Origin of the sequence: Pantoea sp. SOD02 (genome assembly GCF_024707505.1) — a bacterium.
Lineage (GTDB): Bacteria > Pseudomonadota > Gammaproteobacteria > Enterobacterales > Enterobacteriaceae > Pantoea > Pantoea symbiotica.
The window spans coordinates 2,964,006-2,977,150 of sequence record NZ_CP102604.1 but is presented as its reverse complement, the minus strand read 5'-3'; the positions used below and the strand labels follow the sequence as shown (position 1 = coordinate 2,977,150).

General features: G+C 56.0%; 12 protein-coding genes. 7 read left to right on the top strand and 5 right to left on the bottom strand.

Annotation, left to right across the window (positions count from 1 at the left end):
• The first annotated feature begins 141 nt into the window (after positions 1 to 141).
• From dapA to ypfH, 6 genes are all read left to right on the top strand, one after another.
• Positions 142 to 1,020: a 4-hydroxy-tetrahydrodipicolinate synthase gene (gene dapA, locus NR302_RS13860; RefSeq protein WP_007884824.1), complete on the top strand. Its 879-nt coding sequence runs from the start codon at positions 142 to 144 to the stop codon at positions 1,018 to 1,020.
• Positions 1,021 to 1,034: 14 nt separating this feature from the next.
• Positions 1,035 to 2,063: an outer membrane protein assembly factor BamC gene (gene bamC / locus NR302_RS13855; RefSeq protein ID WP_258143733.1), complete on the top strand. Its 1,029-nt coding sequence runs from the start codon at positions 1,035 to 1,037 to the stop codon at positions 2,061 to 2,063.
• Between the two features lie 169 nt (positions 2,064 to 2,232).
• Positions 2,233 to 2,946 (top strand): phosphoribosylaminoimidazolesuccinocarboxamide synthase, encoded by a 714-nt coding sequence (purC, locus tag NR302_RS13850; RefSeq protein WP_061718438.1) that lies wholly within the window; start codon positions 2,233 to 2,235, stop codon positions 2,944 to 2,946.
• A gap of 166 nt (positions 2,947 to 3,112) precedes the next feature.
• A complete protein-coding gene (locus NR302_RS13845) occupies positions 3,113 to 3,985 on the top strand; it encodes a neutral zinc metallopeptidase (RefSeq protein WP_008108361.1) in 873 nt (290 codons plus the stop codon).
• A 26-nt stretch (positions 3,986 to 4,011) separates the two neighbouring features.
• Entirely contained in the window at positions 4,012 to 5,943 is a 1,932-nt protein-coding gene (locus tag NR302_RS13840; RefSeq protein WP_258143732.1) for a tRNA(Met) cytidine acetyltransferase TmcA, read from the top strand.
• Positions 5,944 to 6,016: 73 nt separating this feature from the next.
• Positions 6,017 to 6,712: an esterase gene (gene ypfH / locus NR302_RS13835; protein ID WP_008108366.1), complete on the top strand. Its 696-nt coding sequence runs from the start codon at positions 6,017 to 6,019 to the stop codon at positions 6,710 to 6,712.
• A 46-nt stretch (positions 6,713 to 6,758) separates the two neighbouring features.
• Here ypfH and NR302_RS13830 read toward each other — a convergent pair whose 3' ends face one another.
• From NR302_RS13830 to NR302_RS13820, 3 genes are read right to left on the bottom strand one after another with little or no spacing between them, the layout of a single operon-like run.
• A complete protein-coding gene (locus NR302_RS13830; RefSeq protein ID WP_008108368.1) occupies positions 6,759 to 6,947 on the bottom strand; it encodes a YpfN family protein in 189 nt (62 codons plus the stop codon).
• Positions 6,948 to 6,968: 21 nt separating this feature from the next.
• Positions 6,969 to 8,096 (bottom strand): succinyl-diaminopimelate desuccinylase, encoded by a 1,128-nt coding sequence (dapE, locus tag NR302_RS13825; RefSeq protein ID WP_061717937.1) that lies wholly within the window; start codon positions 8,094 to 8,096, stop codon positions 6,969 to 6,971.
• A 1-nt stretch (position 8,097) separates the two neighbouring features.
• Entirely contained in the window at positions 8,098 to 8,466 is a 369-nt protein-coding gene (locus NR302_RS13820) for an ArsC family reductase (RefSeq protein WP_154181591.1), read from the bottom strand.
• Between the two features lie 405 nt (positions 8,467 to 8,871).
• Between NR302_RS13820 and ypfM the strand changes: the two genes are divergently transcribed.
• Entirely contained in the window at positions 8,872 to 8,934 is a 63-nt protein-coding gene (gene ypfM, locus NR302_RS23735) for a protein YpfM (protein WP_139221414.1), read from the top strand.
• A 188-nt stretch (positions 8,935 to 9,122) separates the two neighbouring features.
• Here ypfM and acrD read toward each other — a convergent pair whose 3' ends face one another.
• Both acrD and NR302_RS13810 read right to left on the bottom strand, forming a co-directional pair.
• A complete protein-coding gene (gene acrD / locus NR302_RS13815; RefSeq protein ID WP_061717936.1) occupies positions 9,123 to 12,239 on the bottom strand; it encodes a multidrug efflux RND transporter permease AcrD in 3,117 nt (1,038 codons plus the stop codon).
• Positions 12,240 to 12,433: 194 nt separating this feature from the next.
• On the bottom strand, positions 12,434 to 13,066 hold the full coding sequence (locus NR302_RS13810) for a response regulator (RefSeq protein WP_258143731.1): 633 nt from the start codon (positions 13,064 to 13,066) through the stop codon (positions 12,434 to 12,436).
• Positions 13,067 to 13,145: the final 79 nt, after the last annotated feature.

Below are 13,145 nucleotides of genomic sequence, written 5' to 3'. Positions count from 1 at the left end.
TGGCATTTCCTGTACGTTCGCTAATAACTATAAGGTAAACATAAAAAAAACTGCTGACAAGCGTGGGAATGGCGTGGCTCGCTTGCTTTTCTTTCAATGTAAAACGTAACATGAGGCACTTGTTTGTCGAGGGGATAGCCCATGTTCACCGGAAGTATTGTTGCGCTCATTACGCCAATGAATGAAAAAGGTAATGTCTGCCGCGAAAGTTTGAAAAAACTGATTGATTATCATGTTGCCAGCGGCACCGCGGCGATTGTTTCTGTTGGCACCACCGGCGAATCTGCCACGCTCAGCCATGACGAGCACGGTGATGTGGTTATGCAAACGCTGGAACTGGCGGATGGCCGTATTCCGGTTATCGCTGGCACCGGCGCAAATGCCACTGCTGAAGGCATCTCTCTGACCAAACGCTTTACCGGCAGCGGTGTCGTGGGCTGTTTGACGGTTACGCCTTATTACAACCGTCCGACGCAGGAAGGCTTGTTCCAGCACTTTAAAGCCATTGCGGAAAGTACCGATCTGCCGCAGATGCTGTATAACGTTCCTTCGCGTACCGGTTGCGACATGCTGCCGGAAACCGTTGCGCGCTTAGCCGAAATTAAAAATATTATCGGAATCAAAGAAGCCACCGGGAACTTATCGCGTATCTCACAGATCCAAGAGCTGGTTAATGATGAGTTCATCATCGTCAGCGGCGATGACGCGACGGCGCTGGACTCCATGCAACTGGGCGGCAAAGGCGTAATTTCGGTCACGGCTAACATTGCAGCGCGTGAAATGGTTGAACTCTGTGCCTTGGCGCAACAGGGCAAATTCGCCGAAGCGCGTCGCCTGAATCAGCGTCTGATGCATCTGCACCAGACGCTTTTCTGTGAACCCAATCCAATCCCGGTGAAATGGGCAGCAAAACAGCTAGGATTAATCGCGGATGACACGCTGCGTTTGCCAATGACGCCACTGACCGAAGCCGGTCAGGCGAAAACGGCACAAGCGCTGATTAAAGCGGGTCTGCGATAATTTAGGGAGAATCAATGAGTTATTCAGTTAAGCGCTCGACGCTGGCAACGGTAGTGGGCCTTTCCACCCTGATGCTGCTAACAGCGTGTTCCAACGATCAGCGTTATAAGCGCCAGGTCAGCGGTGATGAATCTTACCTGCAGGCGCCTGAGCTGCACGATTTAAAAGCCCCAGCGGGCATGATTCTGCCGTTGCAGAATGGTGATTACGATGTTCCGCATAACGTGGCGAAAGGCGCGGTTGGCAAAGAGCTGGATATTCGTCCGCCAGCCCAGCCGCTGGCGCTGTTAAACGGCACGCGTGCACAGTTCACCGGTAATACGGGCGTGCTGGCAGTAGAAAGCAGCCGTGGTTCGATCTGGTCGCAAGTGGTTGGTGTGGTTCAGTCGTACAAGTTCCCGATCGCGCAACGTGATGATGCTGGTCAACAGCTGACTACCGATTGGGTGCAGTGGAACCGCGCTGACGAAGATAACCAGTATCGCGGTCGCTATCAGATCAGCGTGCAGAATCAGAGCTATCAGCAAGTGCTGACCGTTCGTCTGCTGGAACTGCAGCAGTCTGGTCAGGCGGTGACATCTCCAGCGCAGATTCAACGCTATACCGGCCAGATGTTGAACGACATCAGCACCGGTCTGGATAAAGTGGATTCTGCCAGCCAGGATGCGGCGGCCAACCGTGCGACAGGACAGATTGATGTCCAGAGCGGCGCGGATGACACCGGTTTACCGCTGTTGATTCTGCGCGCACCGTTTAATGTCACCTGGCAGCGTTTGCCAGCGGCGCTGAAACGCGTGGGCATGGAAGTCACTGATGACAACCGTTCGCAGGGCAGCCTGAAAGTGACCTACAAACAGCCGGGCAGCGGCGTGTGGGATCAGATCGGCGCCAAAGATCCAGAACTACCAAACGGCGATTACAAATTGCAGGTTGGCGATCTGGATAACCGCAGCAGTCTGCAGTTCATCGATCCGAAAGGTCACGTGCTAACCCAGGCGCAGAACGACGCGCTGGTGCAGGTGATTCAAGGCGCGCTGAAATAAATTGCCAAAGGGCCGGAGATTCTCCGGCCTTTTTTGATTTGGCATATACACAAACCCTTTAAGCATTTTGTGTATAATAGCGCCCGGCGAAGTAAACGATTGCGTCACGCAATCGGCGCGCGGTGAAACACCGCTGAACACGGGTTCTTTCATGTTTGGAGTTAACAAGATGCAAAAGCGAGCTGAGTTGTATCGCGGTAAAGCGAAAACCGTATACAGCACCGATAATCCGGATCTGCTGGTACTTGAATTCCGCAACGATACGTCAGCAGGAGACGGTGCACGAATCGAGCAGTTTGATCGCAAAGGAATGGTAAACAACAAGTTTAACCATTTCATCATGACCAAATTGCAGGAAGCGGGCATTCCGACCCAGATGGAAGCGCTGCTGTCGGATAACGAAGCGCTGGTGAAAAAGCTGGAGATGGTGCCGGTAGAGTGCGTGGTACGCAACCGTGCGGCAGGATCGCTGGTAAAACGTCTGGGCGTGGAAGAGGGCATTGTGCTCAATCCACCGCTGTTTGATCTCTTCCTGAAAGATGACGCCAAACACGACCCGATGGTCAACGAATCCTACTGCGAAACCTTCGGCTGGGTGAGCAAAGCGAATCTGGCACGCATGCAAGAGCTGACCTTCAAAGCCAACGAAGTGCTGAGCAAACTGTTTGATGACGCAGGTTTGATCCTGGTCGACTTCAAGCTGGAGTTTGGTCTGTTCAACGGCGAAGTGGTGCTGGGTGACGAGTTCTCGCCAGATGGCGCGCGTCTGTGGGACAAAAACACCATGGACAAAATGGATAAAGACCGTTTCCGTCAGAGCCTCGGCGGCCTGGTTGAAGCGTACGAAGAAGTTGCACACCGTTTAGGTGTCAAGCTGGACTAAGTTCGTCCACCTCTCCCGTAGGGTCGTCATTTATGACGACCTTTTTTTATGCCCGCCATTCAGGTCGTCATAAATCACGGCCCAACGGTGTTCTGCAACGACAACACTGGTGCTTCCCGCTGCCGCCAACTAAAATCATGCCAAACATGTTTAAAGGAGTTAGACCATGCGCTGGCAAGGGCGTCGTGAGAGCGACAACGTAGAAGATCGACGCAATGATTCACCGGGCCTTGGCGGCGGCGGTGGACGACAAATCCGCATTCCACGCGGCAAAGGCGGCCTTATCTTGCTGGTGGTGGTGGCCGTTGCCGGCTATTACGGCTACGACCTCACCGCGCTATTAGAAGGTGGCGGCGGTAATGTCGCGCCCACTTCGCAGCAGCGGCAGGTGAACAGCGCGCAGAGTAACGAAGATGCAAAATTCACCTCGGTAATTCTGGCGACCACCGAAGATACCTGGAGCAAGCTGTTCCAGCAGATGAACAAGCAATACGTGCCGCCGAAGCTGGTGATGTATCGCGGGGCGACGCGCACCAACTGCGGAACCGGACAATCGGCGATGGGGCCGTTTTACTGTCCTGCCGACCAAACCGTATACATCGATTTGTCGTTCTACGATGACATGAAAACCAAACTCGGTGCTGGTGGCGACTTTGCGCAAGGCTACGTGATCGCTCATGAAGTGGGTCATCACGTACAAAAACTGCTGGGAATTGAGCCGAAAGTGCGTCAGATGCAGCAGGGCGCGAGCCAGGCGCAGGCGAACCAGTTGTCGGTGAAAATGGAGCTGCAGGCGGACTGCTTTGCCGGCGTTTGGGGCCATTACATGCAGCAGCAAAACATTCTGGAAGTGGGCGATTTGCAGGAAGCGCTTAATGCCGCTGAAGCGATTGGTGACGATCGTCTGCAGCAGAAAGGTCAGGGCCGCGTAGTACCGGACAGCTTCACGCACGGCACCTCTCAGCAGCGTTACACCTGGCTGAAACGCGGTTTCGATAGCGGCGATCCTGGCCAGTGCAACACCTTCGCTAGCAAGTGATCTGCTTAAATGAACAAACGGCGGCGATGCAGCGTGCAGGCATTCGCCGCCTTTGCGTTATAGCGGGTGATGCGGATTGGGCGCAGCAGCAGGCCACAGGTTGGCTCACCGCGCTGCCCGGTGACTGGCTGACGGTGAGCGACAGCGCCGATTTCCCGCAGGCCGTCGCGCCCACTGCTTTACGTACTTTGTTGGGCCGTGAATTCCAGCACGCGATATTCGATGCGCGCAGCGGTTTTCACGCCGAAGCTTTTGCCGCGCTGGCCGGAACCTTACGCGCGGGCAGCTGGTTATTGCTGTTAACGCCTGCCTGGAAAAGCTGGCCCAACCAAACCGATGCCGACAGCCTGCGCTGGGCAGATGTCGCCGAGCCGATCGCCACGCCGCACTTTATCCACCATCTGCAATTCCTCATGCTTAACGATGCACAAGTGATGTTGCAACGTCAGCATCAAGCGGTGCGTTATCCCGTGGAAACGCATCTGCCCGACTGGCGCTGTCAGGCGCCGCAGCAACAAGCACAAATCCTCGAACAGCTTGAAGCGATGCCGCAAGGCGTTGCGGTGATCACCGCCGCGCGCGGTCGCGGCAAATCCGCGTTGGCCGGCATGCTGGCGCAGCGCAATCAACACTGTTTAGTCACGGCGCCAGCCAAAGTCTCCACTGATGTGCTGGCAGAGTTTGCCGGTGAGTATTTCAGTTTCATGGCACCCGATGCGATCCTTGCACAGGAAGCGCCGCCTCAGGCGCAGTGGCTGATTGTCGATGAAGCTGCCGCCATTCCCGCGCCGATCCTGCAGCAACTGGTGCATCGTTTCCCGCGCGTGCTGCTCATTACCACCGTGCAAGGTTACGAAGGCACCGGACGCGGCTTTATGCTGCGCTTCTGCGCCACCTTGCCGGATGTGCGCTATTTCCAGCTCGACGAGCCGTTGCGCTGGTCGCCAAACGATCCGCTGGAACAGTGGCTCAGCCAGGCATTGCTGTTTGAAGATGCGCAGGAGAGCAATGTAAGCGGTGAGATCGCGATTTATCCGGCAACGCCAGACCACAACTTAGCGGCGCTGGAAGCTGGATATCGCCTGCTTGCCAGCGCGCACTATCGCACTTCGCCACTGGATTTGCGGCGCATGCTGGATGCGCCCGGCATGCGCTTTTGGTTGGCGGGTGAAGCCGATCAGGTAACTGGCGCGCTGTGGCTGGTGGAAGAGGGCGGATTGGATCAGCCATTAGCCGATGCGGTGTGGGCCGGTCATCGTCGGCCACGCGGTAATTTGGTGGCGCAATCGCTGGCGGCCCATGCCGGTTTCGCGCAGGCGGCGACGCTGCGCTCACAGCGCATTAGCCGAATCGCGGTGCAGGCATCACAACGTCAGCGTGGGATTGGCAAAGCGCTGGTGGCCACCGCACGTCAGCAGGCGCAGGGCTGTGATTATCTCTCCGTAAGTTTCGGCTACACCGAATCTTTGTGGCACTTCTGGCGCGCCTGCGGTTTTACGCTGGTGCGTATTGGCTCGCAGCGCGAAGCGAGCAGCGGTTGCTATGCGGCGATGGCGATGCTGGCAACATCTGCGGAAGGTGAAGTTCTACAACAGCAGGCTGCGCAGCGCCTGGCGCGGGATTGGCCGTGGCTGCGAGATATCATCGAACTGCCATTAGCGCTGACAAACGATGCCAGCCAGCAACTCAACGACGATGACTGGGCGTTGTTAGCCGGTTTTGCCTGGGCGCAGCGCCCGTTCGAAGCCAGTTACGCGGCGCTACAGCGGCTGGTGCGCCAGTCTCCTTCATCGCTGTTGAATGCCATCCTGCAGCAAAAACAGACGCTAACCCAAGCCGCGCAACATGCCGGTCTCAGCGGGCGTAAAGCCCTGATAAACCAGCTGCGCTTGGAAGCGGCCGCAGCACTGATTCACCTCAATCCCGATGCCGCGCAGCGGCTGCGTTCATTGCAATAAATCCATTATCTCGTTCAAATTTTCCCGATATCTCTGTGCCAGCAGCGGCGTATAGTGATTTGAGGAGGATCTTATGGCACTACGATATGTAATTGTTCAGCAACCTAGCAGTGCAGCGCAGCTGTTTCTGCTTTATCACGGCATCAACGACAACCCGGATTCAATGGCGCAGATTGGCAGCTGGTTCGCGAAAGCGTTCCCGCAGGCGCTGGTGGTGTCAGTCGGCGCACCTTACGCGGGCAGCGTGCCGCAAGGGCGCCAATGGTTTGCCGATATTCCGCCACACGATCGTTCTGAGCAGCAGGGCGTGGATGCGATCATGCCAGAATTCGTGGGATCGGTGCGTCACTGGCAGCAGGAGAGCGGCGTGCGTGCCGAAGCAACGGCGCTGGTGGGTTTTTCACAGGGCGGCATCATGGTGCTGGAAGGCATAAAAGCGCAGCCGGATTTAGCCGGACGCGCGATTGTCTTCAGCGGCCGCTATGCCACGCTGCCGCTGCGGGCCAGCACGCGTAACACCATTCATCTGATTCACGGTGATTACGACGAACAGATCCCGCTGCAACGCGCCGAAGAGGCGAAGCAACGTCTGATGTCATTGGGCGGCGATGTCACGCTGGATGTGGTGGAAGATTTACCGCACGCCATTAACGATCGCAGCATGGAGCTGGCGCTGAATCATTTGCGTTATACCGTGCCGCGTCGTTACTTCGATGAGGCGCTCAGCGGTGCCAAACCGGGCGATGATGATGTGGTGATGATGATGTAGCAGAAAGCGTAACGGCGCGATTTTCGCGCCGTTAGCGATATGGAGGTTATTTCTTTTTCGGCCAGTCGTCTTCGTCGTCCCATTTATCGTTGAAATCACGATGTGGCGGCAACGTCGGTTTGTTATCCATGAATTTTTTATGATCGATACGTTTTAGGTCTTTGTAAACGTTCATCAAAATACCAACCATCAGCAGGATCACCAGGATCCACCAGTACTCTTTAAAGAATTCCATCCCCTTTCTCCTTCTGCGCGCTTAGGCGATCAGCTGTTCCATGATGCGCTGATACATACGGCTCAGCATCTGCAAATCTGACGCTTTCACGCACTCATTGATCTTATGAATGGTGGCGTTCACCGGGCCCAGTTCCACCACCTGCGCACCCATGCGCGCGATAAAGCGCCCATCGGAGGTGCCGCCGGTCGTCAGTAACTGCGGCTTAATCTCATTATAGTGCGCCACAGCGTTTACCACGGCATCCACCAGCTTGCCGCGTGAGGTCAGGAACGGCTGACCGGAAACATTCCACTCCAGCGTGTAGCGCAGCTGATGGCGATCAAGCAGTTGCGCCACGCGATCTTTGATCATCTGATCGGTCAATTGGGTGCTGAAACGGAAGTTAAACTGCACAAAGAATTCGCCAGGAATCACGTTATTGCTGCCGGTGCCGGCCTGCACGTTGGCGATCTGCATGCTGGTCGGCGGGAAGAATTCGTTGCCTTCATCCCAAACTGTCTCCACCAGCTCATTCAGCGCAGGCATGGCGCGATGCACCGGATTATCCGCCAAATGCGGGTAGGCCACGTGGCCCTGCACGCCATGAATGGTGAGATTCGCGGTCATCGAGCCGCGGCGGCCATTCTTCACCACGTCACCTACGATCTCGGTGCTTGACGGTTCGCCGACCAGGCAATAATCCATGCGTTCGTTGCGCGCCATCAGACGCTCAACCACTTTCACCGTACCGTTAACCGCGCTGGCTTCTTCATCGGAGGTAATCAGAAACGCCAGACGACCTTTATGCTGCGGATTAGCGGCAACAAAGCGTTCCGCTGCCACCACCATTGCCGCCAGTGAGCCTTTCATGTCGGCGGCTCCACGACCAAACAGCATGCCGTCGCGGATGCTTGGTTCAAACGGCGGGCTGATCCAGCGGTTGGCATCCCCCGGCGGCACCACATCGGTATGACCGGCAAACGCCAGCGTTTCGCCCTGGCCGCGCGTCGCCCAAAAGTTCAGCGTATCGCCAATGTGCATCGGCTCAACGCTGAAGCCGATGGCTTCCAGACGCGCAATCAGCAGCGCCTGACAACCGGCATCATCCGGGCTGAGAGACGGGCGACGGATAAGCTGCTGAGCCAGCTCAATAACCGGACAGAACATGTTATGACTTCTCCTGGATAAAGGCGGAATAAAGGGAATCTTTGAAGCCGACCAGCAGATCGCCATTCGGCGCGGCTAACACCGGACGCTTGATGATGGCAGGCTGCGCCAGCATCACCGCTTTGGCGCTGGCGGCATCGTTTACCGCGTCGCGTTCGGCCTCCGGCAGCTTGCGCCACGTGGTTCCGCGCGTGTTGAGCAGCGCCTCATAACCGAGCTGATCGATAAACGATTGCAGCAGCGCGTCATCAATGCCATCCACGCGATAGTCATGAAAACAGTAGTCGATACCGGAAGACGCTAAATAGTTGCGTGCTTTTTTAATCGTGTCGCAATTTTTAATTCCGTACATCACCCACTGCGCTGTCATCGCTTATTCCCGTTTAGTAAAAAATAAAGCGCGAGTTTACCACAGCGCTCTAAGGGCTGTGAGCGCTGACGGCGAAAGCCTGCCTGATTCACGTTTTTTTCATGACCATTTTGCCGTTATAAATTTTATTACTTAGGGCCGGGAAGCGCTTTCACTTACGCACTTAATAATTGCCAGTGACATCATTAAGCCACTAAGGATTATCCTAATCGCCATTTTCTGCTACGCGATTTAAGTCAGGCATTTTCTGAGTCGTTTTATAGAGTTGCTGAAATGTGCGTCAGTACGCAATTTCAACAGATTGCAGCTTTTCTACGCTTTTGCCGATAGTGATAACAGGTGGAAACGTATTCACCTGTAGAAAAAAACGGCGTAGAATTGCCGCTACAATAAGAGAGGATTTTTATGGTCGACACCGAAATGGGAAACTGGAAAGAATTCATCGAAGCGATGTTACGTAACAAGTAACGCGTGAAGAGAAAAGCAGGGCATTTCCCAACTTGCTGTAATTCTTACCACACACAACAATAAAGCCGCCATGACGTTCATGGCGGCTTTTTTTGTACGGTCGCCATAAATGGCGCCCCTACGGATGAGGTGGATGTAGGGTCGCCACTTATGGCGACCGAATAAATACACGCAGCGGAATGGCATGCTTAATCGTGCGGCTTCTCTTTCAGCGGGAAGCGGCGGCGCACCACCACAAAGAACAGCGGCACAAAGAAAATCGCCAGCACGGTAGCGGAAATCATCCCGCCCATTACGCCGGTACCCACCGCGTGCTGGCTGCCGGAACCGGCACCGCTGCTGATGGCCATCGGCAGTACGCCGAAGATAAACGCCAGCGAAGTCATCAGGATCGGACGCAGACGCTGACGTGAGGCTTCCAGCGTCGACTCCATCAGTTCGCGGCCTTTGCTGTTGATCTCATTGGCGAACTCGACAATCAAAATGGCATTCTTCGCCGACAAGCCGATCACCGTGAGCAAACCCACCTGGAAATAGACATCGTTCTCCAGCCCGCGCATCCAGGTTGCCACCAGCGCACCCACCACGCCGAGCGGCACCACCAGCATTACCGAGAACGGAATCGACCAGCTCTCATACAACGCCGCCAGACACAGGAACACCACCAGCAGCGAAATCGCATACAGCGCTGGCGCCTGCGAACCGGACAAGCGTTCCTGATAGGATGCGCCGGTCCACTGGAAGCCGACGCCGAGCGGCAGCTGCCCAACCAGTTTTTCCATCACGTCCATCGCTGTACCGCTACTGACGCCGTTCGCCGCTTCACCGACAATCTCCAGTGCGGAGTAACCATTGTAGCGTTCAAGGCGCGGTGAACCGGTTTGCCAGTGGCTGGTGGCGAAAGCAGAGAAGGGCACCATGCCGCCGCTGCTGTTACGCACGTACCACTTGTTGACGTCTTCCGGCAGCATGCGGAACTCTGCCGCTGCCTGCACGTAGACTTTCTTCACGCGACCGCGATCGAGGAAGTCATTGACGTAGGTCGAGCCCCACGCGGTGGTTAAGGTGTCATTGATGGTATCCAGCGACACGCCCAGCGCCTGCGCTTTGCGCTGGTCGACATCAATCTGCAACTGCGGGCTGTCGTCGAGGCCGTTGTGACGCACGCGTGACAGCGCCGGATTGCTGTCGGCCAGCTCGAGCAACTTATCGCGCATCGCCATTAACTGCGTATGACCGATGCCGCCGTGATCCTGCAGCTCCATATCGAAGCCCGACGAACTGCCCATGCCGGTAATCGCTGGCGGACTGCTGGCGATTACGCGCGCTTCGTTGATCTTGTGGAAGGCTTTTGTCGCACGCTCGATGATGGCGAAAGAGGTGCGATCGCTGCCCGGACGCTCTTCCCAATCTTTCAAACGAACGAACAGGCGCGCCACGTTCTGGCCGTTACCGCCAGGACCCGCACCGATGGTGGAGAACACCGAGACCACATTATCTTTCTCCTGGGTCATGTAGTAGTTCTCGACCTTCGCCACCACGTTCGAGGTTTGCTCCAGCGTTGCACCGGCAGGTAATTGCACCTGCGTCAGGAACACGCCGCGATCTTCCAGCGGCAGGAACGAGGTGGGCAGACGGATAAACAGGAACGCCATCAGGCCGATAATCGCGAGATAGAGCAGCAGCCAGCGTCCGCCTTTGCGCAGAATTTTGGCGACGCCGCGCTCATAGCGTTCCGCGCTGGCGTTGAAGGTGCGGTTAAACCAGCCAAAGAAGCCACGACGACCGTGATGATGGCCTTGCTCCAGCGGTTTCAGCAGCGTGGAACAGAGCGCGGGCGTCAGAATCATCGCCACCAATACCGACAGCACCATCGCCGAAACGATAGTGATCGAGAACTGGCGATAGATGGCGCCGACGGTGCCGCCAAAGAACGCCATCGGCACAAACACCGCCGACAGCACCAGCGCAATACCGACCAGCGCGCCCTGAATCTGCCCCATCGATTTACGCGTGGCGGCGCGCGGCGACAGACCTTCCTCGCTCATGATGCGCTCGACGTTTTCCACCACCACGATGGCGTCATCCACCAGCAAACCGATAGCGAGCACCATGGCGAACATCGTTAGGGTGTTGATGCTGTAACCAAAGGCGTAGAGCACCGCAAAGGTGCCGAGCAGCACCACCGGCACTGCGATGGTTGGGATCAGCGTGGCGCGGAAGTTTTGCAGGAACAGGTACATCACGAGGAACACCAGCAGGATCGCTTCCAGCAGGGTTTTTACCACGTCTTTAATTGAGGCCTTCACGAACGGCGTGGTTTCATAGGCGACTTTGGCTTCCAGCCCGTGCGGGAAGTAGTGCGAAAGCTCAGCAATGCGCGCACGCACCAGTTTGTCGGTATTCATCTCGTTGGCGCCGGAAGCCAGCTTAATGCCGAGTCCCGAAGCCGCCTGACCATTGTAGCGGCTGAGGAAGTCATATTTTTCCGCGCCCATCGCCACATCCGCCACATCGCCGAGCGTCACTACCGAGCCGTCGCTGTTGGTTTTCAGCGTCACCGCTTTGAACTGCTCAGGTGTTTGCAGCATCGACTGCGCATTTACCGTGGCGTTGAGCGCTTGTTTGTCCACGGACGGTAAGCCGCCGACCTGACCCACCGCCACCTGCGCGTTCTGTGATTCAATCGCGCTCACCACGTCTTCGGTGGTCAGCGCGTAGGCAATCAATTTGTTGGGATCGAGCCAGATGCGCATCGCATATTGCGAGCCGTAGGCATCAACCTGGCCGACGCCATCGATACGGCTGAGCGGATCCTGAATGTTACTGGCGACATAATCTGAAATATCCTGTTTGTCCATACTTCCGTCGGTGGAGACGAAGGCAATCATCAGGATGTTGCTATCACCGGTTTTATTCACCGTCACGCCTTGTGACTGTACCGCAGCGGGCAATTTGCGCAGCGCACTTTGCAGCTGGTTTTGTACCTGCTGGCGCGCTTCGTCGGGATTGGTGCCAGCGGTGAAGGTGAGGGTGATTTGAGCCTGGCCGGTGTTGCTGCTGTTGGAGGACATGTACATCAAATTATCGATGCCGGTCATGTTCTGTTCGATAACTTGCGTGACGGTGTTTTCCAGCGTTTCTGCGGATGCGCCGGGATAGTTGGCGGTGATACGCACGTTGGGTGGCGCGAGGTCGGGATATTGTTCAATCGGTAGCGAGATGATCGCCAGCGTGCCACACAGGCAGAGCAAAATAGACAGAACCCAGGCAAAAATGGGGCGGTCGATAAAAAAATTCGACATGTAACCGACACTCCTCAACTGCGTATTTTTTACTTTTATTATGATGAGCGCGATGCGCGGATGGCGTCACGCTGGCGGAGTGCAAGGTCCTCTAACGAAAACGCCTGCTGATAGTACTTTACGCTGAGCAAATTAGAGAATCGTGAGTAAATTATGGAGAAAGTGTGAATGTAGTGACGATTTTATGTGCGCGATTACACATGTAGGCTCTCCAGCCACAGCACCGTCGCGGCAACGCGCGAACGGACATCCAGCTTGCGCAGCAGGTTGCGAATGTGCACTTTTACCGTCTCTTCGGAGATGTGCAAGGTGGCGGCGATCTCCTTATTTGATAATCCGCGCGCCACTTCCTGCAGCACATCCAGCTCGCGTTCCGTCAGCTGTTTGAACGGATTCGACGTTGGCTGACGCGTCGCAAGATAATCGGCCACCGCATCGCTAAATACGTTTTCACCCTTCGCACCGCGCATCACCTGCGCCAGCAGCAGTTCAGGTTCGCTGTCTTTCAGCAGATAGCCGTCGGCACCGGCATCCACCATCGCGTAGATATCATTGCGTGCATCGGAAACCGTCAGCACCAAAATGCGCGCGGCGATGCCTTCATTGCGCAGCGCTTTTAACGTATCCAGCCCGGACATACCTTTCATGTTGAGATCGAGCAGGATGACATCCGGTGACAAACGGCGCGCTTCGGCCAGTGCTTCAGTGCCGTTATTGGCTTCGGCCACCACTTCCAGCCGAGGCTCCAGCGCCAGCAGCTGGCGAATACCACGGCGCATCAGCGGATGATCGTCAACGATCATAATTGTCAGGGAAGGGTTGGCCATAATCTCTCCAGTCTTTAATTTTGTAGGGTCGCCATTCATGGCGACCTGGTTCCAGGTGCGCATGAATGCGCACCCTACC